Here is a 23,440-nt window from a genome sequence, read left to right on the forward strand (position 1 = left end):
CGGAGCTTTTCCATGAACATCCGCCGCAGCATTCTTTTGGCCAGCCTGTCCGCTCTCGCAGCCCTGGGCTCCCTCTCGGCCCAAGCCCAAGACAACGTTTTGCGCGTGGGCACCGACGCCACGTTTCCCCCCATGGAGTTTGTTGACAACGGCAAACGCACGGGTTTTGACATTGAACTGGTCGAAGCCATTGGCAAGGCCATGGGCAAGCAAGTGGAATGGGTCGACATCGACTTCAAGGGCCTGGTCCCCGGCCTGATCTCCAAGCGTTTTGACATGGCCGTGTCGGCCATCTACATCACCGACGAACGCAAGAAGGTGGTGGACTTCACCACGCCTTACTACGCCGGCGGCCTGGTGGCGATGGTGAAAGACAGCAACACCGCACTGCAAAAACTGTCCGATCTGGACGGCAAGAAAGTCAGCGTGCAAGTGGGCACCAAGTCTGTGAGCTACCTGGAGCAAAACTTCCCCAAGGTGCAACGCGTTGAAGTAGAAAAGAACCAGGAGATGTTCAACCTGGTGGATATCGGCCGTGCAGATGCCGCCGTGACCGGCAAGCCCGCCGCTTACCAATACGTGCGCACCCGCCCGGGCCTGCGCGTGCTGCAAGAGCAGATCACCACCGAGGAATACGGCATGGCCATCCGCAAGGACTCGCCAGAGTTGACCAAGGCCGTCAATGCCGCCTTGACCAAGCTCAAGGCCGACGGCACCTACGACGCCATCGTGAAGAAGTGGTTCAGCGCCGCCAAGTAATAACAGCCCCCCGGCTTTTCACGCGCTGCGCGCGTGTAACTGCTCCCCCCAAGGGGGAGGCGCGGCCGGCTTGGGGCAGCCCGGTGCTCGGCGTAATGACAGCCCCCCGGCTTTTCACGCGCTGCGCGTGTGTAACGCCTCCCCCCAAGGGGGAGGCACGGCCGGCTTGGGACGGCCCGGCGCTCGGCCTTAAGAAGGATTGACCATGGATTTAGATTTTTCCCCTGTATGGGCCGGTTGGCCCCAACTGCTGCCCGGCGCCGCCGTGACCATCGAGGTCACCGCCGCCTCGCTGCTGCTGGGCTGCGTGATGGGCCTGCTGATCGGCATTGGCCGGCTCAACCCCAAGCGCCGCTTCGTCTACAGCCTGTGCACGGCTTATGTGGCGGTGATCCGCGGCACGCCTTTGCTGGTGCAGTTGTTCATTCTGTTTTTTGGCTTGCCGCAATTCGGCATCTTGCTGCCGGCGTTTGTCTGCGGCGTGATCGGGCTGGGCATTTACTCGGGCGCCTACGTGTCTGAAGTGGTGCGCGGCGCCATCCAGTCCATCGACAAAGGCCAAATGGAAGCCGCGCGCTCCATTGGCATGTCGTCTGGCCAGGCCATGCGTGCGGTGATCTTGCCGCAAGCCGTGGTGCGCATGATTCCGCCGCTGGGCAACGAGTTCATCGCGCTGATCAAGAACTCGGCACTGGTGTCGCTGCTGACCATCCACGACGTGATGCACGAGGGGCAAAAGATCATCAGCGTGTCGTACCGCTCGCTCGAGGTTTACCTTGCCATTGCCGTGGTCTACTTTATTTTGACGGGCATCACCACCCTGGTGCTGCGCCACATTGAATTGCGCCTGCGCGCTGGAGGCATGGTGCAATGAACGCCGCAACCCAAAAGACTGACTCTCAGAATAGCGAACCCATCGTTCGCATCCGCGGCCTGCGCAAAGCCTTTGGCGACCACGTGGTGCTCAATGGCATTGACTTCGACGTGATGCCCTCGCAAGTGGTGGTGGTGATTGGCCCCAGCGGCTCGGGCAAAAGCACATTTTTGCGCTGCTGCAACGGACTGGAGCAACCACAAGGCGGCCAGGTCGACATCTGCGGCCGCACGCTGGTGCAAGACGGCAAGATGCTGGCCGATGCCGACCTGAACGCGCTGCGCGAAGAAGTGGGCATGGTGTTCCAGTCGTTCAACCTGTTTCCGCATTTGAGCGTGCTCGACAACGTGACGCTGGGCCCACGCATGCTGCGCAAGTTGTCGCGCGCAGCAGCCGACGCCGAAGCCCAAACGCTGCTCGCCAAGGTTGGCCTGGCGCACAAAGCCAGCGCCATGCCGGCCAGCTTGTCGGGTGGGCAAAAGCAACGTGTAGCGATTGCACGCGCGCTGGCCATGCACCCACGCGTGATGCTGTTCGACGAACCCACCTCCGCACTCGACCCCGAACTGGTGGGCGAAGTGCTGCAGGTCATGAAGGTCTTGGCCAGCGAAGGCATGACCATGATGGTGGTCACGCACGAGATGGATTTCGCCCGCGAAGTGGGCGACGTGGTGGTGGTGATGGACGGCGGTGGCATCATCGAGGCCGGCCCGCCCGAGACGATTTTTACCGCGCCTACCCAAGAGCGCACACGCTCGTTTTTGCAGGCGGTTTTGACGAGGACTTAAAAAGAGATCTGCCAATGCCCGAGACAACGCCACCCACTTTTTCTGCCGAGATCCAAGCCCGCGTTCATGCTCGCCTGACCGATACCCTGGTGCAAAACTTCGCGCGCGACGGCGCCATCTGCATCCGGCAATTGCTCTCGCCAGAAGAAGTGGCGTTGTTGCGCGACGGCATTGAAGCCAACCTGGCCCACCCCAGCCCGCGCGCCAAAGTGGCCAGCCGGCCGGACGACCCGGGCCGCTTTTTTGAAGACTTCTGCAACTGGCAAGACATTGACCAGTTCGGCCGCTTCATCCATGAAGCGCCGCTGGCCCTGGCCGCGCAAAAGCTGATGGCCTCCAACACGGTGCGTCTGTACCACGACCATCTGTTGGTCAAAGAACCCGGCACGCGCCAGCGCACGCCGTGGCACCAAGACCAGCCGTACTACAACATCGAAGGCCAGCAAAACGTGAGCATGTGGATTCCGGTTGACCCGGTTTCGCGTGCCTCCACTCTGGAGTTTGTGGCCGGCTCGCACAAGGGCCCGTGGCTCATGCCGCGCACCTTCATGGACAACCAGGCCAAGTGGTTTCCTGAAGGCAGCCTGGCCGACCTGCCCAACATCGAAGCGCAGCGTGATGCCTACCCCATCATCGGCTGGCAGATTGAACCTGGCGACGTGGTGTGTTTCCACATGCTGGCCCTGCACGCGGCGGCCGGCGTGGATGGCCCCAACCGGCGGCGCGTGTTCTCGGTGCGTTTCTTGGGCGACGACGTGCGCCACGCACCGCGCCCCTGGAAAACATCGCCCGACTTTCCCGGCCTGGCCGAGAGCCTGCCCGCCGGTGCGACTATGGATCACCCCTTGTTTCCACTGCTGGTGACCAGCAACTGACCCTCATCAGATATGCAATTTTTTGACCTCGCCAAGATCACCCCCAGCCCCTGGAAAAACGGCGGTGGCTACACCCGCGAACTGGCCTGCTGGCCACCCGGCGCGGGCATGGACAGCTTCGAGTGGCGCGTGAGTGTGGCCACCATCGCCGCCTCTGGCCCGTTCTCGGCGTTTGCCGGGGTCGACCGGCAGATCATGTTGCTCGACGGCGATGGCGTGCAACTCTCCACCGCTGACGACACTCTGCAACACGCGTTCAACCACGCGTTGGTGCAACGCTGGCAACCGTTTGCTTTCTCGGGCGACGTGGCGGTCGATTGCCAGTTGCAAGGCGGCACCTCCACCGACTTCAACCTGATGCTGCGGCGCGGCGCGTGGCAGGGCGACGTTAAGGTGATCAACCAAGCCTGCCAGCCCGGCAGCACACCCGCAGGCCTGTGCCTGGTGCTGGCCGGCATGTGGCAGGTCACCCCCTCGGGCGAGAGCGGCCAATACATCAAACCCGGCCAGGGCTGGTGGTGGCATGACCCAGCGGCCACACCGCTGCGTTTGCAACCCGTTTCACCGCCCAACCAACCGGCTTGTGTGGCGTGGGTGGGGCTCTCGCCCACGGCTTCCTGAGACCACGCCATGCACCACACCTCTGCAAACCCCACACCCCCCTCCAGCGCCGATGGCGTGTGGGAAGACCTTCACCTCGCGGCTGACCTGGCACAGCCCGACGTGCCAGTGCCTGCCAATACCGCTGCCAGCGTGGTGGTGCAAGACGGCCAAATCCGCTGGGTAGGCCCAAGCGACGCCCTGCCCGCAGCCTTCGCCACACTGCCGCGCCATGCAGGCTTTGGTGCGCTGGTCACGCCCGGTTTGGTCGATTGCCATACCCACCTGGTCTACGGCGGCCAACGCGCCAACGAGTTCGCCATGCGCCTGGCCGGTGCCAGCTATGAAGACGTGGCCAAGGCCGGCGGCGGCATCGTCTCATCCGTGCGCGCCACCCGCGAGGCGAGTGAAGACGCCTTGTTCCAAGCCGCGCTGCCGCGTTTGCAAGCGCTGCTGGATGAGGGGGTGTGTGCGATTGAAATCAAGTCCGGCTACGGCCTGGCGCTGGAGCACGAACGCAAACAACTGCGCGTAGCGCGCCGCCTGGGTGAAGCTCTGGGCGTGACAGTGCGCACCACCTTCTTGGGCGCGCACGCACTGCCGCCTGAGTACGCGGGGCGCAGCGGTGAGTACATCAAACTGGTGTGCGAGCAGATGCTGCCCGCCCTGGCCGCCGAAAGCCTGGTCGATGCAGTAGACGTGTTCTGCGAACGCATCGCCTTTTCGCTGGCCGAGACCGAGCAGGTGTTCCAGGCCGCGCAGCGTCTCGGCATTCCGGTGAAGCTGCACGCCGAACAAATCTCCAACATGGGCGGCAGCGCCTTGGCCGCGCGTTACGGCGCGCTGTCGTGCGACCACATTGAACACCTCGATGCAGACGGCATCGCCGCCATGAAATCGGCCGGTACGGTGGCCGTGTTGCTGCCCGGCGCCTACTACACGCTGCGCGACACGCAATTGCCGCCCATCGCGGGCCTGCGCGCCGCCGGTGTGCCCATGGCCGTGTCGACCGACCACAACCCCGGCACCTCGCCCGCGCTGAGCCTGCTGCTCATGGCCAACATGGCGTGCACGCTGTTCCGCCTCACCGTGCCCGAAGCGCTGGCCGGCATCACCACCCACGCCGCGCGTGCGCTGGGCTTGCAAGACACCCACGGCCTGCTGGCCAGCGGCCGCCCGGCCAACTTCGTGTTGTGGCCGGTGGCTGAAGCAGCAGAGCTGGCCTACTGGTTTGGTCAGAAGCCAGCTTGCACCATCGTGCGCCAGGGACGCGTGGTCCGAAACGACTTGCGCAACGATTTACCTTCGAAAGATCTATCCCATGGCGCATAGCCAACCACAAGCCCTGTTTGCAGAGCACGCCCTGCTGCCCACCGGCTGGGCACAAAACGTCTTGCTGCAGTGGAACGATGCCGGTGTGTTCACCGCCGTCACGCCCAACGCGTCCGCGCCCGCAGGTGTGCCCACCACACCCGGCCCGCTGCTGCCCGGCCTGCCCAACCTGCACTCGCATGCGTTCCAGCGCGCGTTTGGTGGGCTCACCGAATTTCGGGGGGCTGCACAGGACAGCTTTTGGAGCTGGCGCACGCTGATGTACCGCTTTGCGGCGCAACTCGGCCCTGAGCAGATCGAGGCCATTGCCACCTGGCTCTACATCGAAATGCTAGAAGCCGGCTACACCTCGGTGTGCGAGTTCCACTATGTGCACCACGAGCGTGACGGCCAACCCTACGCCGACGACGCCACACTAGCCCTGGCGCTGCTGCGCGCCGCGCACACGGCAGGCATCGGCCTCACGCTGCTACCCGTGCTATACCAAACCAGCGGCTTCGGCGGCCTGGCGCCCACAGCGGGCCAGGCACGCTTCATCCGCAGCACCGACTCGATGTTGAAACTGCTGCAGCGCCTGCAACCGCTGTGCGCAGCGCAAGGCGCCGCCCTCGGCTTGGCGCCACACTCGCTGCGCGCCGTGCCGCCCGACAGTCTGGCGGCCGCCATCGAAGGGCTCAACGCCATCAACCCGCAAGCGCCGGTGCACATCCACATTGCCGAGCAAACCGGCGAGGTGGACGCGTGCCTGGCCTGGAGCGGCCAACGCCCGGTGGAATGGCTGCTGAACCACGCCGACGTCAATACACGCTGGTGCCTGGTGCACGCCACCCACATGACGCCCACCGAGTACACCCGCGCCGCACAAACCGGCGCCGTGGCCGGCCTGTGCCCCAGCACCGAAGCCAACCTGGGCGACGGCCTGTTCGACCTGCCCGCCTGGCTGGCCGCCGGTGGCGCCTGGGGCGTGGGCTCGGACAGCCACGCGAGCGTCAACGCGGCTGAGGAATTGATGCTGCTGGAATACGGCCAGCGCCTGCAACTGCGCCAACGCAACGTGCTGGCCACAGCAGCGCAACCGCAAGTCGCCACCGCCATGACGCTGCAAGCTGTGGCCGGCGGCGCACAAGCCGCTGGCCGCGCCATCGGCGGCTTGGCCGTGGGCCAGTTGGCCGACTGTGTGGCGCTCGACGCGCAGCACATCGCGCTGCAAGGTTTGCCCGCCGCCGAACAACTCTCGGCCCACGTGTTCGCCAGCCACCGCACCTCGGCCGTGGCCGACGTGTGGGCCGCCGGTGTGCCCCGTGTACAAGCCGGGCGCCACACCCAAAGCGCCAGTGCAGCCGCCGCGTTTGTGGCCGCACGCCGCCAATTACTTGCATCGAATTGAGGAGAGCTATTTTGAGCACCACAAACACTGTCAGCGACCAACCCGCCTTCACCTTCCACCAGGGCACAGCCCCCCTGCTGGTCTCGATGCCGCACGTCGGCACCTACGTGCCCCCAGCCATCGCCGCGCGCTTAAGCGAAGAAGCCCGCCACGTGCCCGACACCGACTGGCACCTGGAAACCCTCTACGCCTTCGCCCGCGAACTTGGCGCCTCCATCCTGGTCGCCACCCACTCGCGCTATGTCGTCGACATGAACCGCCCGCCCGACGGCGCCAGCCTCTACCCCGGCCAAAGCGTCACCGGCCTGTGCCCCGTCGACACCTTTGACGACACGCCCCTCTACCCCAAGGGCGACGTGCCCACCGAAGCCGAAATCGCCGCCCGCCGCGACGCCATCTGGCAGCCGTACCACACGCAACTTGCCAGTGAACTGGCCCGCATCCGCCAACAACACGGCGTGGCCATGCTGTGGGACGCCCACTCCATCCGCTCGGTACTGCCACGCTTTTTTGAAGGCAAATTGCCCGACCTGAACCTCGGCACCGGCAAAGGCACGAGCTGCGACCCCACCCTGGCGCAAAGCGTGTTTGACATTGCACAAGCCGCGCAGGCCGACGGCTACACCTCCGTCCTGAACGGCCGCTTCACCGGCGGCTACATCACCCGCCAATACGGCCAGCCCGCACAAAACGTGCACGCCATCCAGTTGGAGATGACGCAATCTTCGTACATGGAAGAGACGCTGCCGTTTGCCTACCGGCCTGATTTGGCGGCGAAGGTGCAGCCGCATTTGCGGAAGATGTTGGAGGGGGTGTTGGCTTTTGCGGGGCGGGTGGGGAAGTAGTGAGGTTGGAAACAACTCGAACAGCCGCTAGCAGCAGTAGGGAACGAACTACATTCGACTAACTAAGGGGTACACCCTCGGTTAGTTGATGAAATATGGCGATACCCGCTTTGTGGCAATCCACAACTAGTCTTACCCCATCACTTTGTTCCAGTCGATGGGGTAGCCGGCTGCCTTTAATTCGCGCGACAAAGCCGTTTTCCAAGCCCCCCCATCGTCCAAGGGCTCCCACACCACTCCGGCAAAGTCAGTTGGGATTTCCAGTTCGCCTTTAGCCAAGGCACATACGTTATTTCGACCAAGATGGGCAATGAAATAGCCCAACTCGATTAGAACATTTTGCCGTGCACGAGGGCGTAGAGCATCGGGTGTCTTTCCTCCCACGTCATCCGGCGTCAATAGAACGACAGCAAAGCCAACGTCGTGATTTGCCTCAATTTTTTCAATTATTGTGCGACCTTGATTGGCTTGCTCACTCAATATGATGGCCTCGAATCCAATGCGCTCAATAAATCGAGCGACTGCCTGGCGAGCAGCTTCATCATGACCATGGACAATAAAAATCTTCTGAGAGTTGGCTGACTTAGTGCGCGCGGGCGTTTCGTCCAACACAGTTTCGGCAGCATCACCAATTTCTTCATTCAGCCATTTGATCGCCGTCTGTAAAAGTTGAGTGGCTTCGCTCTTGCCTTCTTTTACATACTGGCGTGCTTCATGACTGTTGTCACGAGGGCCGCCTCCAAAGGACATGGTCACACTCCCATGATCAAGACGAGTAGCCCGAGAGTACCGTCGAAATTCAACGGTATCGTGCCCAAAGACCGACGCTAGCGTACCTTCGATATTTTTCTCAAGAGCGGTTTGTTCTGAACTCCAGCGCTTGGTCAACCCCGTCTCATCGAAAGCCTGAATTTCCCCGATAAGGCGCTCCAGACGCACGACTCCTTTTCGCATCTGATCAATGCTTAAATTGGCCTGCGCTGGTGTCGGTGGTGGTTTACGAGTTGCCATTGCTTGCGGTTCCAATCCTAATGCAGCTTAATATTTTGCGGGACACAGCATGCAGCATGCATGCATTACCTTGCAAGCATCGACTCAATACTAGGCCAGATGACCGCCTGAGCAACGATTACAGACTCTCCGTTAAACGTGGCTGAAGGCGAACCATACAGCTTGTAGCCCAGCGCAATGGCCTCACTGACGCGGCGACAAAAAGTGGCGTCATCCACTCCCGTAAGGATGCGATAGGTGGGAAGACCGTTGGGAGTGGGTTCCATATAGTTCGCGCAGGTTGTAAATCGGCAAACATATTACTGCGCGCCTCATTCGCCGCGCATTCACATCAATCGGAACGGTTGATTGCCACGATGCCAACGAGTTGGACACTCACCATTCGAGACGCTCGGCGCTATTCCCCACAGGCTCTGCCATGGCCGCCAGGATAGATTCGCGCATACTGGACACAGAGAGAAGATGAAGCGTTTCTTGAATTCCGCGCCAGTCATCGAGAGACACGAGCACGGCGCTGTTGCCTTTGCCCGAGATGCAAACGGGCTGGTGCGACACGGCCACGTCCTCCATCAACTGATAGAAGTTGGCACGCGCTTCGCCGGCTGAAAGGTTTTGCATGGATCGGGCCTTAGCTCAAAAGCCAAATCCTACGTGACGGCGTCAGATTCAAGGTTGGAATCTACATGACTTGTGAATAAGTGATGTGGATTTCAAACCGTTGGTTCGAGGCTGCAATGCCAGCGTCCCGTCAGGACTCTCCAAGCCTGAACGCGAAAGGTTGACCCTCCCCTACCGTGCCCTCAACGCATTCCAATGCCGTCGCACGCGGTAACCCAGTCGGTGACGGTGGCCAAACACCGCACCTGGTGCGCCGATCTCGTCGGCATTCACGCGGTACAGCACGCGGCCGCCCCAGCCGGCGTTGTCGGCATTGCCGATACGGAACACGTAGCGGTAGTGCCGCTTGGCGAATGCAAGGGTGTCGGCGCTGAAGCGGCCGTAGGGCATAACGAAGCTTTCCACGGGCTTTTGGGTGCGGCCGGCGAGGATGGTTTGCGGCAGGATGAACTCGGTGTGCAGGTCGCAATCTGGCTGGTCGAGCCGGGTGTGCGTGAAGCCGTGTGCGGCCATGGCCACGGTGGGCGTGCGCGCCATTTCCACCAGTTCGACCCAGGTGCAATAACCGTCAGGATTTTGGCCGTCTGCGCCACGGTGGGCGCTGAGTTCGAGGCGCTGTTGCGGGGTCGACAGGCTGTGTTGCTGGATCAGCCCCACGGGCACGGCCAGCAATGCGCGCAGACCGTGCTTTTGCAGCAGCGGAAAGACCACGGCGTAGAAGTCGTAGAAGGCGTCGTCGAACGTGAGGCACACGTTCAGGCGTTGCGGGTCTAGCGGTTCACCGGGCAAAACACAGTGGTACTTTTCAGCGATGAGCTTGAAGTGTGCGTCCAGCATATCGGCCGCATTGCCATACGGACCCACGCTGGCCCGGTGGTACATGGTGGTCAGTAACGTCATACCGACAGCTGATTTCGGCGGTTTGCTTCGTGCAACAGCAAATACTTCCAGAAAGTGCCTTGCGCCTGCGAGGCCGAGATGATGAAACCCTCATACCCCTGGGTGATGCCGCGCCGCAGCAGATAGCTGCGGAAAAAAGCCCACAGGCTGCGGCCCACGGCCTTGGCCGGGCTGGAGCGTTTGCGGCCGGCGTTGTGCTCGGCAAACAACTGCGCGTAAGCACGCATCTTGCGCAGCAGGTCGTCGGCGCTGTCGTACGAGTAATGGCGAATGGGGCGCTGGAGGTTGTGCACCGCCAGGCCTTGCGACTGCACGCGCTCGTGCACGGCGCTTTCGCAGAAGTTGGTTTCGCTGCGGTTGAACAGCCGCTCGTGGCGCTCGGGGTACCAGCCGCAGGAGGTGATGTGCCGCGTGTTGAAGTAGTTTTCAAACGGAATGGTGTAGACCGTTCGCGGCGCCAGCTTCAGGCTTGCGAGTTCTTCCATCAGCTCGCTGGAGACCACCTCGTCGCTGTCGATCGACAGGATCCAGTCGTTGCGCGAGAGCGCCACGGCTTGGCGATGCGCGCGGCCAAAGCCTGGGAACGCACCGTCCATCACGTGCAGCTTCACGTTGGCAAAGCTCCGCGCAATCTCCAGCGTTTCGTCGGTCGAGCCGGTGTCGAACACCACAACCTCGTCACACCACGCCAGCGCGGTCAACACCTGGGCCAAGCGGCGCGCGCTGTTCTTGGTAAGGATGTTGGCGCTGATGGGAGCTTGCGCTTTGGGTGCACCTGCGTGACGTGGCAAAGCGGGCGCATCCAGCCCCAGGCCCAGTGGGTTCACTTGGCTATGGCTAGGCTGAAGCCCTACCCGCAGGGAAGGCATGGAAGATGAAATCTGCATGCTGGCAGCTTAGCCAGCGGGGTTTCAACTGTCTGTCTGGTGCGACTGGAGTTGCTTGTAGGGTGGCGCCCTACAAGCTAAGCATGCGTTTTAAAACCGGTTCGATTCACGCCAGCGGATGGCCGTCAGCGCCAGCTCGGTGCCGTCGTCCAGGCCAATTTTTTCCTTGATGCGCGCGCAGTAGGTCTGCACGGTTTTTTGGCTGACGTGTAGTTCGTCGGCAATGCGGCGTGTGGTTTGCCCTTCGCCAATGCGCCTGAAGACATCGAGCTCGCGGTCGCTCAAAATTTCTTCAGGGTTGGCCACGGTGCTGCCCCCTTGGCCCGTCATGCGTTCGGCCAGCTTGGAGAAAACTTCGGGCGTGGCGTAGATCTTGCCGGCGTGCACCCAGCGGATGGCGGGCACGATCTGGTGGCTGGATTCGCCCTTCATCACATAGCCGCGCGCACCAGCCCGCAACGCTCGCTGCACATCGCTGATCTCTTCGTGCATCGACAGCACCAGCACACGAATGTCCGGGTGGCGAATGGCTAGCTGCTTGATCAAGTCCAGCCCCGAGCTGCGTTTGAGCGACAAGTCGACCACCGCGATGTCGGGCATGTTCACGGCGATGGCGGCCAACGCAGTAGCGGGGCTGTCGGCTTCGCCAATCACTTCAAGATCCGGCTCCATCTGCAGCAGGTTCTTCAACCAGTCGCGCACCAGCGGGTGGTCGTCCACCAGCAGCACGCGCAGCTTCGGGGTTGATGTTTCAGGCGTGGTGGCAGGCATAGCGGATGGCGTGGTGGTCATAGCGTTTCCGCCTCTCTCGGCAAGTGGCAGACCACACGTGTGCCCTGCCCGGGCTGCGAAACTTTCGACAGCGTGGCGCCGATGTAAGCGGCCCGGTGCGACATGATGGGCAGGCCCATGCCCGAGCGCGGCTCTGATTCACTCAGGCCACGCCCGTTGTCTTCCACCATCAGGCAAATGGCCTGACCGTCGCCCACCAAGGAGATGTCGACACGCTCGGGCGCACCGTGGCGGATGGCGTTGCGCATGGCCTCTTGGGCGATGCGGTAGAACTGCGCGGCCGTGTCGGCATCGGCCACCTGCACGTCGCCGGCCTGGCGAAAGCGGCAAGGCACGCCGGTGCGTGAGCCTTCTTCGGCCAGTTCGCCCAGCTTCTCGGCCAACTGCGTCGGCTCAATGGCCGACAGCAGCAGGCCACGCGCCAGTTGCCGCGCTTTGCCGTTGGCGGTTTCCAGCATGGCGATGATGGTTTGCGCCTCCACGGCGAGTGCGCTTTTTTCTTGCGTCAAGCGTTGCGCCAGCACCTTGGCCGCAAGCGACGTGGCCACCAGGTGTTGGCACACGTCGTCGTGCAGTTCCTGCCCCATGCTGTTGCGCTCGGTGGCGCTGACGGTGATGAGTTCATGCTCCAGATCGCGGCGATGCTCCAGCGACTTCACCAACTCGGCGGTGCGCTCTTCAATGCGTTGCTCCAACTGGCGGCGCATGGTCAACAGGTTACTGAAGACCCACACCAGAAAACAGTAGACCAAGGAGCCGGTGAAAACATTCCACCAACTCGAAATGGGCAGAGCGTGCAATTCGTTGGCCAAGAGGTCGGCGGTCACGCGCACCACGATGCTGGTGGCCGCCACGCCCAGCCCCAGGCGCCAACCAAACCAGGCGGTCGACAGCAACACGGGCACGAAGTAGAAGACCGACATCGACACCCGAATACCCGATACGTAGTCGGCCACACCAATCAGCAGCAACAGCGTGGCCAGCATGGCCCACGCCTGGCGCGGCGCCAACCTGGCGGGAGCGATGGAGCGGCTCAGCACCCATTCGGATGCGGATTTCCAGGTGAGGGGCGACTTGACGGGATGGGCGGCCATGTGCAGTGATGGGGTTGGGGTCGACGGCAACAGGCGGCATTGTTACATCGACACACATCCCGCGCAGAGCGCCAGCGGCGAGGAGCGCAACTATTGTTCGCCGGCGCGCCCCGCAAGGCGCATGATGGGCCGATGAACATCCAACTCGGTTTCGAGATCGCCTACCAGTTTCCTCAGCCCACGCCGATGATCCTGACGCTCAGCATCCACTACTCGCGCGCCTCAGATCTGGTGCGGCCCGATCACCTGATCACCAGCCCCGCCGTGCCCACCACCGCTTACCGCGACATGTTTGGCAACTGGTGCACACGCCTGGTGGCCCCGCCGGGCCGCTTTGTGCTGACCTCAGACACCGTGGTGCGCGACAGCGGCGCGCACGACATCGTGATGCCATCGGCCCAGCAAACGCCGGTGGAGTATCTGCCAGAGTCCACCTTGGTCTACCTGCTGGGCAGCCGGTATTGCGAGACTGATTTGTTGTCCGACTTTGCCTGGCAACGCTTTGGCACCGGGCCCACGGGCTGGGCCCGCGTGCAAGCGGTCTGCGATTTTGTGCACCAGCACATCGAGTTTGGCTACCAGCACGCGCGCCGCACACGCTCGGCCTTCGAGGCCTTTAAAGAAGGCCAAGGCGTTTGCCGCGACTACGCGCACCTGGCGGCGGCCTTGTGCCGTTGCCTCAACATTCCGGCGCGCTACTGCACCGGTTACCTAGGCGACGTGGGCATGCCGCCACCTTACGGCCCGATGGACTTCGCCGGTTGGTTTGAGGCCTTTCTGGGCGATCGCTGGTACACATTCGATGCCCGCAACAACGTGCCACGCATTGGCCGCGTGCTGATTGCACAAGGGCGTGACGCGAGCGACGTGGCACTCTCCAGCACCTTTGGCCCAAACGAACTGGATGGCTTCAAGGTATGGTGCGACGAGGTGCAGTGACGCGATAGTTTGCGATGTGAGGCGATAGGCACGAGCCCCAAGCTCAGGCCTTCACCACGCTTGAACCGGCTGGGATAGAGTGCATAGCCATGAACGATTCACCCGCCCACACACCTTCTGCAGCGCAGCCCGTAGGGCACCTGGTGCGCCATTGGCGCCTGCGCCGGCGGCTGAGCCAGATGGCGTTGGCACTGGAGGCCGGGCTGTCCACGCGGCACCTTAGTTTTATTGAAACCGGGCGCTCGCGGCCTAGCCCAGAAGTGTTGATGGCCGTGGCCCATCAACTGGACGTGCCACTGCGCGAGCGCAACACCATGCTGCTGGCAGCGGGCTATGCGCCACGTTATGCGCAGCGCAGCCTGCAAGCACCGGAGTGGCGGCCCGTGCAAGAGGCGCTGACGCGGCTGCTGGACGCACACCATCCCTACCCCGGCCTGGTGCTCGACAGCCAGTGGAACGTGGTGCAGGCCAACCAGGCGGCCATGGCGCTGGCCGGCTTGCTGCCCGAGTGGCTGCGCACGCCCACCGTCAATGTCTACCGCGCCTCGCTACACCCTGAGGGATTGGCGCGCTTCACGCGCAACCTCGAAGATTGGGCTGTGCATTTGCTAGCCAACTTGCGGCGCTCGATTGAAAGCAGCGGCGATCCGGCATTGGTGGCGCTGGAGGCCGAGGTACTCGGCTACCCACGCATACGCGAGGCGTTGCGCCGTGCGCCGGCCACCGACGCGCCGCCACTGCTGGTGCCTTGTGTGCTGGATTTGCCTACGGCCAGCGTGTCACTGTTCACCACCTTGACCAGTTTTGGCACACCCCAGGATGTAACTTTGCAGGAGCTGTGCGTCGAGCTGTTTTACCCGGCCGATGCGGCCAGCGAGCAGGCCTTGCGCGCACTGGCCGCATGAATTGATCGCATGCACCGCGGCATGACCTCTGAGGTAATCGACGGGCTGCCTACGACTTCTTAAGCTGACCTCCATCTCGGGCACGGGGCCCGGGAGTTTCACCAAGATGTCACCATGGCAAACATCGTCAATCACCCAGGTCTAAAAACCATTTTGCGGCTGGACGCCGCCACCTGCGCCGCAGTCGCGGTGCTGCAACTCGCGCTGCCTCAACCTCTCAGCCTGTGGCTGGGACTGGCGGCTCCACTGCTGTTGGGTAGCGCGGTATTTTTGCTGGCCTATGTTGGCTTGCTGCTGTTGATGGCGCGCACTGCAAACCTCTGGCCCTGGGTAGTGCAGTTGGTGGTCTGGGGCAATGTGGGTTGGGGTTTGGGCTGCCTCGCATTGGCCATTGGCCAGCCCGGCGTAACCACTTTGGGCGCGACCTATCTTGTGCTGCAGGCACTGGTGGTGTTTGTGATCGCCGCTTGGCAGTGGCGCATGGGACGCCAAGGCCAAGTGCGTTTTTCGGCCGCGCAACGGGCCTGAAGTTCAAGACGTGTCAGCAAGCCATTGTTGGATCTGCGCCAGCACCCAGGGCGCATCGTCCAATGGCAGATCGTGCCCGGCGGTGGGGTGCTGCTGAATGCGGCACTTCCAACGTGCCGCCAAAGTGACCGAACACTGCGACGACACCAGGCCGTCGCGCGCGCTGGTCAGCAGCAAAACAGGGGGAATAGGCGGCGTTGCAGGCGCACGGTAGCGCGCGGCGCTGAGCAGTTGGCGCAAGGCGTTGGGCCGGGTCACGGGGTGCTGCGCCCGCAGCGCTATCCAATGGGGCAACACATCGGTTTTTCCGGTGTTGCTGGTGATGCGCAAAATGGTGCGCTCCCATTGTTCCGCCGTGCCGCCCATCATCACCAAACGCAGCAGCGGCGCATAGCTGCGCGGGCGCAAGCGCTGGTAGAACGGGCTGAACGGCCGCAGGCTGGTGTTGACCAGCACCAGAGCCGATACCTCAGACGGATGGCCGTGCGCCCAGGCCACGGCCACCATGGCGCCGAGCGACATGCCCAGCAGGCCAATCGGTTCATGAATGCCCCGTCGCGTCAGTTCAGCGCGGCAATGCGCCACCATGCCTTGCACATCCGTTGGGCTGCGTTGCGCATGCAGCGTGCCATTGCCGGGAAGGTCGAGCGCGATCACGCGGTGGCCGGGCAAGGCCTCTTCGAACTGCGCGACAAACGCGCCCCAATGCCCGCTTTCTCGGGTCAGGCCACGCAGCAAGATCCAGGTGGTCATGTCAGTCGACTCTGTTCAATACCAACGCTGCAGCGCCATCGCGTGCTCTGCGGCGCGGCGGTCTTCAGCGGGGCGCCACAACGCGTGGCCGTGGGCGGCGCGCGTCAAAAACTCCAGCAGCGCCTGGTGCTGCCGCAACACGCGCTGCTGACGGTGCGCGATCAGCGGGTTAAAGATGCCGTGGCGCGAAAACAGTTGGCGCGGGTTTTTCTTGATCCACAGCCACGAGCCCATCTCCAGCGTCAGTGGCAGGAACACACGGCCGGGCTGGGTTGTCGATTCGCGGTAAAGGTGGTCCCACAAATCGCCGTGCGCCAAGTACTGCAAGCTCTGCGGTTCAAAGACGTAGCGGTACTGGCCTAAGGACTCGGCAAAAATGCTTTGCAGCGCGTGGATCTCGGCCAGGTGGTGGATGGGCGCGCGGGTGTGGGCGTACGGAAACCACAGGCGGTCGGTCACGCCAAAACCGGAGTGGCAATCTACCGCCAGGCTGAAGCTGCGCGACAACAATTCGGCGTGCACCACTTCGCACACGGCTTGGTTCTCGGCCTCCATCTCGGCGGCGTGGGCTCCTCTGTACCAAGGCAGGCGCGCGCTATAGCGTTGGCCGCCGGCCAGGAAGGGCACGGGCTCCAGTGCGTCCACCGGCGCGTTGCGCATCAAATCCACACCGCGCGGATTGGCGCGCGTGCCCAGCGCCATGCCGCCGGGGTTGATGATGGGCATGAACACGAGGCGGATGGTTTCCAGCTGCTTGTGCAAGGCGCTGTCCCAGCGTAGGCGCAACGCCAGGTGGTGCAGGTAGGTCAGCACCACGCCTGCGCCGATGCGCTCCAGCCCGTGCACGCCGCCGAAAAAGCCGACGGCCGGCACATCAGGCGAGGGGTTGCCCAGCGTGATGGCATACACCGGATAACTTTCTCCGCCGGGCAGCTCAACCTCGCGCACGGTACGCACCTGCACGTGTGAAGCAGCCAATGTGATGGTGCGCTCAAGCGCCTCTAATTCGGGCAATGTAGCGGTGGGCACAGAAAGAATGTTGCGGTGGTGAAGAGGTGATGGCTTTAAGAGCGTATGGAACGCAAGCGTAACGCGATGGCCGCACCATAGGATGAAATTTCTCGCTGACACGAAACCGTCATACCTCTGAGCTAACTTGCTGGTTCGACCGCTCAAGGGGGATGCCATGTCTATGCGCAAAGTTTTTTTGATCCGAGCCATCGCCATACCCGCTTGCTTGCTGATGGGTGGCCTGGAGTTCTTTGCGCTGCTGCGCGCGCAAGCCTGGCGGCGTCTGCAGTAAACCGCTTGCTGGGGGCTCAGGTATTCGCCTTGACATCGACACCAGCTTGGCACCTGCGACATACTGGCTGGCCATCTCGACAAGGAGGTTGCCATGCACTTGGAAGGTTCATGCCATTGCGGCGCCGTGCGCTTCAGCCTGGAGGCGCAAAGCCCCGTGCCGTTCATGCATTGCCACTGCTCCATCTGCCGCAAGACGGCGGGCGGCGGTGGCTATGCCATCAACCTGGGCGGCGATGCCGCCACGCTGAAAGTCAAAGGCGCGAAGCACCTGGGGCGCTACCACGCGGTGATGCGCGAGCCCGGCAAGCGCGCCACGCGCTCCAAGGCCGAGCGGCGCTTCTGCCTCAAGTGCGGCAGCGCGCTGTGGCTGTTTGACCCACGTTGGCCCGAGCTGGTGCACCCGCATGCTTCAGCTATTGATACCCCTTTGCCCAAGCCGCCCGAGGTGGTGGAAGCCGCCCTAGCCTACGCTGCAAACTGGGTCGATGTGCCCAAGGGCAAAGGCCATGTGCATGCTGAGCATTGGCCGGCCGAGTCGCTGGCGGAGTGGCACCAGCGACATCACCTCGATGGGCTTTAGCGAACCGTCGCCGGCCGCAGCATCTCGATGTGCGGAATGTCGTCTTCGAGGTAGACCTCGGACACCGGCTCGAAACCAAAGCTTTGGTAGAACTTCAGCAGGTAGTGTTGCGCGCCGATGCGGTTGGCCTGCCCGGGCCAGGTTTGGTCGCAGCGGACCAGGGCTTCGGTCAACAGCACTTGACCCAGACCTTTGCCGCGATAGGCCGGGTTGGTGAGCACACGGCCGAGCGAGGGCTCGGGGTACTTGCTGCCGGGGTCGGTGATGCGCAGGTAGGCGGCCAAGTCATGGCCGGCCCAGGCCAGCAGGTGCCAGCATTGCAGGTCGTAGGCATCGGCATCGGGAAAGATGCACTTCTGCTCGATGATGAACACCGCCTCGCGCTGCACCATGGCCGCATGAAAAGCGGGCGCGCTCAGATCACCTAAGCGCGCCCATTCAAAACGTAAATCCACTGACAAGACTATTTAGCCTTGCGCGTTTTGCAACGCGGCAATGCGCTGTTCAATCGGCGGGTGCGTCGAGAACAGTTGGCCAATGCCACCGGCAATACCGAACGCGGCCACACTCTTGGGCAGTTCACCGGTGTGCAGGCCACCCAGGCGCGCCAGGGCGTTGATCATCGGCTGCTTGCGGCCCATGAGTTGCGCGGCGCCGGCATCGGCGCGGAATTCGCGTTGGCGCGAGAACCAGGCGACGATGATAGCGGCAGCAAAGCCGAGCACGATGTCGAGCACGATGGTGGTCACGTAGTAGCCAATGCCGGGGCCGGAATTACGGTCGTCGCCCTTGCGCAGGAAGCTGTCGACCGCGTAGCCGATGACGCGGCTCAAGAACACCACGAAGGTGTTCATCACGCCTTGGATCAGCGTCATGGTGACCATGTCGCCGTTCGCAATGTGCGCGACTTCGTGGCCGATGACGGCTTCGATTTCTTCACGCGTCATACCTTGCAGCAAACCAGTGGACACGGCCACCAGGGCCGAGTTTTTAAACGCGCCGGTGGCGAAGGCATTCGGGTCGCCTTCAAAAACGCCGACTTCGGGCATGCCGATGCCGGCCTTGTCGGCGAAGCGGCGCACCGTTTCCACGATCCAGGCTTCATCGGCATTTTGCGGCTGGTTGATGACGCGCACACCCGAGCTCCACTTGGCCATGGGCTTGCTGATGAGCAGCGAAATGATGGCGCCGCCAAAGCCCATGACCAGCGCAAAGCCGAGCAGGGAGCCAAGGTTGAGGCCGTTAGGGGTGAGGTAGCGGTTCACGCCCAACAGGCTCGCCACAATGCCGAGCACTGCAACAACGGCAATGTTGGTCAGCAAAAACAAAACAATACGTTTCATGGATTCTCCGTGGGGGTCGAGACGTAGTAACTAGAAAAAACTCTTTGCTGTGCCAGATGGGGGGCAACCCCGCCAAATCAAGCCAAACCAAGGGTCAGTCTGGGAACGTGTTGACGATCTCCGTGGGGCCGCGTTGGAGCGCAATCGGGATGAGTTGGTTGTCAGAGACCGCAGCATGGGCTCTCTGCCCATGCAAGGGCTATGGCAGACAAATCGCCCGATTTCGCTCCAACCCGGAGGCAGGTACCTTCTCGGGCGCCCTGCGTTGTTACAAAACCAGCCAAGGCAGAAAGCCTTGGCTTGGGTTTTGCGCCTAGCAGTGCATCCCGAGAAGGTACCTGCGCGGCCCCAGGGAGATCGTCAACACGTTCTCAGGCCTCCACGCTTTGAGTTATTGTGATTTTGGGTGCGCGCCGAGGCCTGAAAACAGTGGCGTCATCATAGAAGGAAACCACCGAATTTCCTTCCCACCAGCCGGGTACGCCCAGAACTGGCAAGGGGATAAACGGCTTGCCCGCGAGCCAATCGGGGGCCAGTTCAGCACTGATGTGGCGGTCGATGCCCGCTACGGATTCAATAGCAGCTTGCGCGACATAAACATGCGCCGTGATCGATTTACGCGGTGAAACCAATTGCTCCATCAGCGCGTGGCCGAACAACTGCACCTGCACATCGGCCCAGGCCGGGCGCAAGGTGCAAAACGCGGTGTGCCAGGCGCGATCGGTCAGCGCTTGCCAGATGGCCGGCGGCGCCAGCAACACGGCGGCGTTTTCGTCGAACAGCGTAAGCGCATCGCGCACCGGCCCGCGCACGGGGCCAATGCCGCGCAGCGCGATTTGCTCGGCCTGCAACTGGTTGAGCCGCGCCTTGGTTTGCGGGTAATGGAGCCAGCACAAGCCATTGAAGAAGTCGTGCAGGTTGTCGCGCGTGGGTACGCTGCCCGTTTCGAAGATGAAGCGCTCGTAGGGCTCGCCTGCGGGTAGCGCGGACTGCGCAACGAACCTGCGCACGGCTGCGTTAGGCCACGTGGCGGCCACCGCGTTCAGCGCATCGGCCACCGTGTGGCCCTGCTGCACCAGCGCTGCGGCCGCTTGACCCAGGGGGAGCAAGGGCTGCAGCCAGGGGCGCGTCCAGTCGATGGACGCGCTGAAACTCAGCCCACCAGCTTCCAAGACAAGGCTTCCCCAGCGGCCAGCGGCTTGAGTTCGGCTTCGCCAAACGCGAAGCTGGGCGGTGGTGTCCAGCTTTCGCGCTGCAGGGTGACCTTGTCGGTGTTGCGCGGCAGGTTATAGAAGTCGGGGCCGTTGAAGCTGGCAAAGGCTTCGAGCTGGGCGATGGCCCCCACGCGGTCAAAAGCTTCGGCGTACAGCTCGACGGCGGCGTGTGCGGTGTAGCAGCCGGCACAACCCGTGGCGTGTTCCTTCAAATGCGCGGCGTGCGGCGCACTGTCGGTGCCCAGGAAGAAGCGGCCGGCGCCGCTGATGGCGGCTTCGACCAGCGCCAAGCGGTGGGTTTCGCGCTTCAGCACGGGCAGGCAGTAGTAGTGCGGGCGAATGCCGCCGGTGAAGATGGCGTTGCGGTTGTACAGCAGGTGGTGCGCGGTGATGGTGGCGCCGAGGTATTGGTCGGCCTCGCTCACGTATTGCGCGGCTTCTTTGGTGGTGATGTGCTCCATCACGATCTTCAGCTCGGGGAAGTCGCGGCGCAGCGGGATCAGTTGCTGGTCGATGAACACCGCTTCGCGGTCGAACAGGTCGATGCTTTGGTCGGTGACTTCACCGTGCACCAGCAACAGCATGCCGGCGCGCTGCATGGCTTCCAGCGTGGGGTAGATCTTCTTCAGGCTGGTCACGCCGGCATCGCTGTTGGTGGTCGCACCAGCGGGGTAGAGCTTCGCGGCCACCACACCGGCGGCTTTGGCGAGGGCGATTTCTTCAGGCGCCAGGTTGTCGGTGAGGTACAGCGACATCAGCGGGTTGAACGCGGCACCGCCTGCGGGGCGTGCGGGCGTGGCGGCCAAGATGCGCTCGCGGTAGGCCTGGGCCAACGCGGCCGTGGTCACGGGCGGGCGCAGGTTCGGCATGATGAGTGCACGGCCCATTTGCGCGGCCGAGTGCGGCACGGTGGTGTGCAGCGCGTCGCCGTCGCGCACGTGCAGGTGCCAGTCGTCCGGGCGGGTGATGGTGATGCTGTTCTCGGGGGAACGCAGCGATGCGTCAAGCGCGATGGGGGCGGTGGTCGTCGTCATGCATTGAATTGTCGCACTGCAGACAGCCTCTCCCTATAACCCGCCTTAGCCCTAGGAAAATCCCCATGCTGCGTGGGGAGAACCCAAAGATATGATGTTTGGCCAGGGTGGCGCTGGGGCATTCCCATGCGGCCCACCGCGTGCGAAACCTTCCTGTTCCAGGTCTTCAAGCCCATTCCATTGCCACCCCGATGTCATCCCCCCAAAGCCCTGGCACTCCGCCCTCTTCCCCCATTCACGACCCGACCGACATCCCACCTGAAGCCGATCCTGTCACCCGCGTACCGCTGAAGATTGAAGACTGGGCCACCGTGGTCATCATGGCCTTGCTGGCCTTGATCACCTTTGCCAACGTGCTGGTGCGCTACTTCACCGACAGCTCGTTTGCCTGGACGGAAGAGTTCTCCGTGTTCCTGATGATTTTGCTGGCCATGGTGGCCGGCTCGGCGGCCGTGGCGCGCGACCGGCACATCCGCATCGAATACTTTTCTGAGAGCGGCTCGATGGCGCGGCGCAAGCGGCTGTCGCAGTTTGGCGCGGTGATGGTGGCGATTCTGTTCTTCTTGATCGCGGCCCTGAGCCTGCGCATGGTTTACGACGACTACACCTTTGACGAGACTTCGCCTGGCATTGGCGTGCCGCAGTGGTGGTATTCGATCTGGCTGCCGATTGTGTCGACCGCCATCGGCCTGCGCGCCGTAGGCCTGTTCATTCGCCGTGGCCGCCAGGCTGAAGGAGACGCCGAATGATCGCCACCCTGCTGTTCGTCGCCTTTGTGCTGATGATGCTGGTCGGCGTGCCGATTGGCGCGGCGCTCGGCCTAGCCGGTGCGGCCTGTATTGCGCTGGCGAATGCCGATGCGCAATGGTTTGGCCTGCTGGCCGTGCCGCAAAACTTCTACGCTGGCCTGGGCAAGTACCCGCTGCTGGCCATTCCGATGTTTGTGTTGGTGGGCTCGATCTTCGACCGCTCGGGCGTGGCCCTTCGGCTGGTGAACTTTGCGATTGCCATCGTCGGGCGCGGCCCCGGCATGCTGCCGATGGTGGCCATTTTGGTGGCCATGTTCTTGGGCGGCATTTCGGGTTCTGGCCCGGCCAACGCCGCCGCTGTGGGCGCAGTGATGATTGCGGCCATGTCGCGCGCCGGTTATCCAGCGGCCTTCTCGGCCAGCGTGGTGGGCGCGGCGGCGGCGACCGATATTTTGATTCCGCCCTCGGTGGCGTTCATCGTCTACTCGGTGCTGGTGCCTGGTGCCTCGGTGCCAGCGCTGTTTGCGGCGGGCATGATTCCCGGCATCTTGGCCGGCTTGGCGCTGATCATTCCAGCGGTGTGGATGTCACGCTCACACAAGATGGGCGCGTTGGAGGCCACGCTGCCCAAGCCCGAATTCTGGAAGAGTTTCCGCGAAGCAACCTGGGGCCTGGCCGCACCAGTGCTGATCTTGGGCGGCATGCGCGCCGGCTGGTTCACGCCGACCGAAGCAGCGGTGGTGGCGGTGTTCTACGGCCTGTTTGTCGGCATGGTGATCTACCGCACCATCCAGGTTCGCGACCTGTTTGTGATCTTGCGCGAGTCGGGCGAGTTGTCGGCGGTGATCTTGCTGGTGGTGTCGCTGGCCGGCATCTTTGCGTATTCGCTCTCCACGCTGGGCGTGATCGACCCGGTGGCCAAGGCCATCGTCAACTCGGGCCTGGGTGAATACGGCGTGTTGGCCTTGCTGATCGTGATGCTGATCACCGTGGGCATGTTCCTCGACGGTGTGTCCATCTTCCTGATCTTTGTGCCGCTGCTGTGGCCCATCGTGCAGTACTACAAGTGGGATCCGGTGTGGTTTGGCGTCATCCTCACGCTGAAGGTGGCGCTGGGCCAATTCACCCCGCCGCTGGCCGTGAACCTGATGGTGTCGTGCCGCATTGCCAACGTGCGCATGGAAGAAACCGTGCGCTGGGTCGGCTGGATGTTGTTTGCCATGTTCCTGGTGATGGTGGCCGTGATCGTCTGGCCACAACTGGCGCTGTGGTTGCCCGCGCGCCTCGGTTACTGAAAATTTAAAACTCGATTTACCCAAGGAGACAAA

Annotated in this window: 27 protein-coding genes; 14 read left to right on the forward strand and 13 right to left on the reverse strand. The window is 62.8% G+C overall.

All coding sequences use genetic code 11. From position 1 onward, the window contains the following. Positions 1 to 12: 12 nt before the first annotated feature. From ACPWMG_RS24215 to hutG, 8 genes are all read left to right on the forward strand, one after another. A complete protein-coding gene (locus ACPWMG_RS24215; RefSeq protein WP_483302039.1) occupies positions 13 to 759 on the forward strand; it encodes a transporter substrate-binding domain-containing protein in 747 nt (248 codons plus the stop codon). Between the two features lie 205 nt (positions 760 to 964). Next, positions 965 to 1,633: an amino acid ABC transporter permease gene (locus ACPWMG_RS24220; RefSeq protein WP_483302040.1), complete on the forward strand. Its 669-nt coding sequence runs from the start codon at positions 965 to 967 to the stop codon at positions 1,631 to 1,633. After that, on the forward strand, positions 1,630 to 2,421 hold the full coding sequence (locus tag ACPWMG_RS24225) for an amino acid ABC transporter ATP-binding protein (protein ID WP_483302041.1): 792 nt from the start codon (positions 1,630 to 1,632) through the stop codon (positions 2,419 to 2,421). Before ACPWMG_RS24220 ends, ACPWMG_RS24225 begins: the two co-directional genes overlap by 4 nt. Before the next feature lie 14 nt (positions 2,422 to 2,435). Then, entirely contained in the window at positions 2,436 to 3,296 is an 861-nt protein-coding gene (locus tag ACPWMG_RS24230; protein WP_483302042.1) for a phytanoyl-CoA dioxygenase family protein, read from the forward strand. Between the two features lie 12 nt (positions 3,297 to 3,308). After that, positions 3,309 to 3,917, forward strand: a complete 609-nt coding sequence (locus tag ACPWMG_RS24235; protein ID WP_483302043.1) for a HutD/Ves family protein — start codon at positions 3,309 to 3,311, stop codon at positions 3,915 to 3,917. 9 nt (positions 3,918 to 3,926) lie between these two features. Continuing rightward, a complete protein-coding gene (gene hutI, locus ACPWMG_RS24240) occupies positions 3,927 to 5,228 on the forward strand; it encodes an imidazolonepropionase (protein WP_483302044.1) in 1,302 nt (433 codons plus the stop codon). Next, positions 5,218 to 6,615: a formimidoylglutamate deiminase gene (locus ACPWMG_RS24245; protein ID WP_483302045.1), complete on the forward strand. Its 1,398-nt coding sequence runs from the start codon at positions 5,218 to 5,220 to the stop codon at positions 6,613 to 6,615. Before hutI ends, ACPWMG_RS24245 begins: the two co-directional genes overlap by 11 nt. A gap of 11 nt (positions 6,616 to 6,626) precedes the next feature. Then, complete coding sequence (gene hutG, locus ACPWMG_RS24250; protein WP_483302046.1) at positions 6,627 to 7,460, forward strand: N-formylglutamate deformylase; 834 nt, start codon at positions 6,627 to 6,629, stop codon at positions 7,458 to 7,460. Positions 7,461 to 7,592: 132 nt separating this feature from the next. Here the strand turns inward: hutG and ACPWMG_RS24255 are convergent, their stop codons facing one another. From ACPWMG_RS24255 to ACPWMG_RS24285, 7 genes are all read right to left on the reverse strand, one after another. Continuing rightward, entirely contained in the window at positions 7,593 to 8,471 is an 879-nt protein-coding gene (locus ACPWMG_RS24255) for a TIR domain-containing protein (RefSeq protein WP_483302047.1), read from the reverse strand. Positions 8,472 to 8,536: 65 nt separating this feature from the next. Then, entirely contained in the window at positions 8,537 to 8,737 is a 201-nt protein-coding gene (locus ACPWMG_RS24260) for a DUF1737 domain-containing protein (protein ID WP_483302048.1), read from the reverse strand. Positions 8,738 to 8,846: 109 nt separating this feature from the next. Beyond that, positions 8,847 to 9,089, reverse strand: coding sequence for a type II toxin-antitoxin system Phd/YefM family antitoxin (locus ACPWMG_RS24265; RefSeq protein ID WP_483302049.1), 243 nt, complete (start codon positions 9,087 to 9,089; stop codon positions 8,847 to 8,849). A gap of 171 nt (positions 9,090 to 9,260) precedes the next feature. Beyond that, a complete protein-coding gene (locus ACPWMG_RS24270) occupies positions 9,261 to 9,989 on the reverse strand; it encodes a polysaccharide deacetylase family protein (protein ID WP_483302050.1) in 729 nt (242 codons plus the stop codon). Continuing rightward, positions 9,986 to 10,876: a glycosyltransferase family 2 protein gene (locus ACPWMG_RS24275; RefSeq protein ID WP_483302051.1), complete on the reverse strand. Its 891-nt coding sequence runs from the start codon at positions 10,874 to 10,876 to the stop codon at positions 9,986 to 9,988. The genes ACPWMG_RS24270 and ACPWMG_RS24275 overlap by 4 nt, the downstream gene beginning before the upstream one ends. Before the next feature lie 90 nt (positions 10,877 to 10,966). Continuing rightward, complete coding sequence (locus ACPWMG_RS24280) at positions 10,967 to 11,668, reverse strand: response regulator (RefSeq protein WP_483302052.1); 702 nt, start codon at positions 11,666 to 11,668, stop codon at positions 10,967 to 10,969. Beyond that, entirely contained in the window at positions 11,665 to 12,762 is a 1,098-nt protein-coding gene (locus tag ACPWMG_RS24285) for a sensor histidine kinase (RefSeq protein WP_483302053.1), read from the reverse strand. The genes ACPWMG_RS24280 and ACPWMG_RS24285 overlap by 4 nt, the downstream gene beginning before the upstream one ends. A 132-nt stretch (positions 12,763 to 12,894) precedes the next feature. Here ACPWMG_RS24285 and ACPWMG_RS24290 point away from each other — a divergent pair, with 132 nt between their 5' ends. The 3 genes from ACPWMG_RS24290 to ACPWMG_RS24300 all read left to right on the forward strand — a co-directional run bounded on the left by ACPWMG_RS24290 (position 12,895) and on the right by ACPWMG_RS24300 (position 15,134). Further along, positions 12,895 to 13,701: a transglutaminase-like domain-containing protein gene (locus ACPWMG_RS24290; RefSeq protein WP_483302054.1), complete on the forward strand. Its 807-nt coding sequence runs from the start codon at positions 12,895 to 12,897 to the stop codon at positions 13,699 to 13,701. An 89-nt stretch (positions 13,702 to 13,790) separates the two neighbouring features. Then, positions 13,791 to 14,606, forward strand: coding sequence for a helix-turn-helix domain-containing protein (locus tag ACPWMG_RS24295; RefSeq protein WP_483302055.1), 816 nt, complete (start codon positions 13,791 to 13,793; stop codon positions 14,604 to 14,606). Between the two features lie 114 nt (positions 14,607 to 14,720). Further along, complete coding sequence (locus ACPWMG_RS24300) at positions 14,721 to 15,134, forward strand: hypothetical protein (protein WP_483302056.1); 414 nt, start codon at positions 14,721 to 14,723, stop codon at positions 15,132 to 15,134. Positions 15,135 to 15,137: 3 nt separating this feature from the next. On the opposite strand, the gene ACPWMG_RS24305 is transcribed toward ACPWMG_RS24300, so the two are convergent. Together ACPWMG_RS24305 and ACPWMG_RS24310 are read right to left on the reverse strand one after the other, a co-directional pair. After that, positions 15,138 to 15,887, reverse strand: a complete 750-nt coding sequence (locus ACPWMG_RS24305; RefSeq protein WP_483302057.1) for an alpha/beta fold hydrolase — start codon at positions 15,885 to 15,887, stop codon at positions 15,138 to 15,140. A gap of 15 nt (positions 15,888 to 15,902) precedes the next feature. Continuing rightward, a complete protein-coding gene (locus tag ACPWMG_RS24310) occupies positions 15,903 to 16,916 on the reverse strand; it encodes a M14 family zinc carboxypeptidase (protein ID WP_483302058.1) in 1,014 nt (337 codons plus the stop codon). 367 nt (positions 16,917 to 17,283) lie between these two features. Here ACPWMG_RS24310 and ACPWMG_RS24315 point away from each other — a divergent pair, with 367 nt between their 5' ends. Further along, positions 17,284 to 17,772, forward strand: a complete 489-nt coding sequence (locus tag ACPWMG_RS24315; RefSeq protein ID WP_483302059.1) for a GFA family protein — start codon at positions 17,284 to 17,286, stop codon at positions 17,770 to 17,772. Here ACPWMG_RS24315 and ACPWMG_RS24320 read toward each other — a convergent pair. From ACPWMG_RS24320 to pyrC, 4 genes are all read right to left on the reverse strand, one after another. Next, positions 17,769 to 18,227, reverse strand: coding sequence for a GNAT family N-acetyltransferase (locus tag ACPWMG_RS24320; protein ID WP_483305332.1), 459 nt, complete (start codon positions 18,225 to 18,227; stop codon positions 17,769 to 17,771). The two genes, ACPWMG_RS24315 and ACPWMG_RS24320, sit on opposite strands and share 4 nt — an antisense overlap. A 12-nt stretch (positions 18,228 to 18,239) precedes the next feature. Beyond that, positions 18,240 to 19,115 carry a protease HtpX gene (htpX, locus tag ACPWMG_RS24325; RefSeq protein WP_483302060.1) on the reverse strand — a complete coding sequence of 292 codons (876 nt, stop codon included), beginning with the start codon at positions 19,113 to 19,115 and terminating at the stop codon, positions 18,240 to 18,242. Between the two features lie 371 nt (positions 19,116 to 19,486). Further along, positions 19,487 to 20,287, reverse strand: a complete 801-nt coding sequence (locus ACPWMG_RS24330) for a DUF3025 domain-containing protein (RefSeq protein WP_483302061.1) — start codon at positions 20,285 to 20,287, stop codon at positions 19,487 to 19,489. After that, the gene (gene pyrC / locus ACPWMG_RS24335; RefSeq protein WP_483302062.1) at positions 20,269 to 21,363 is read right to left on the reverse strand and encodes a dihydroorotase; all 1,095 of its coding nucleotides are present in this window, start codon (positions 21,361 to 21,363) and stop codon (positions 20,269 to 20,271) included. The genes ACPWMG_RS24330 and pyrC overlap by 19 nt, the downstream gene beginning before the upstream one ends. 191 nt (positions 21,364 to 21,554) lie before the next feature. Here pyrC and ACPWMG_RS24340 point away from each other — a divergent pair, with 191 nt between their 5' ends. Both ACPWMG_RS24340 and ACPWMG_RS24345 read left to right on the forward strand, forming a co-directional pair. Beyond that, a complete protein-coding gene (locus tag ACPWMG_RS24340) occupies positions 21,555 to 22,112 on the forward strand; it encodes a TRAP transporter small permease (RefSeq protein WP_483302063.1) in 558 nt (185 codons plus the stop codon). Beyond that, positions 22,109 to 23,407, forward strand: a complete 1,299-nt coding sequence (locus tag ACPWMG_RS24345) for a TRAP transporter large permease (protein ID WP_483302064.1) — start codon at positions 22,109 to 22,111, stop codon at positions 23,405 to 23,407. Before ACPWMG_RS24340 ends, ACPWMG_RS24345 begins: the two co-directional genes overlap by 4 nt. Positions 23,408 to 23,440 lie beyond the last annotated feature (33 nt).

The sequence above is a fragment of the Hydrophilobacter chitinilyticus genome, from assembly GCF_049860745.1.
Lineage (GTDB): Bacteria > Pseudomonadota > Gammaproteobacteria > Burkholderiales > Burkholderiaceae_C > Rhodoferax_B.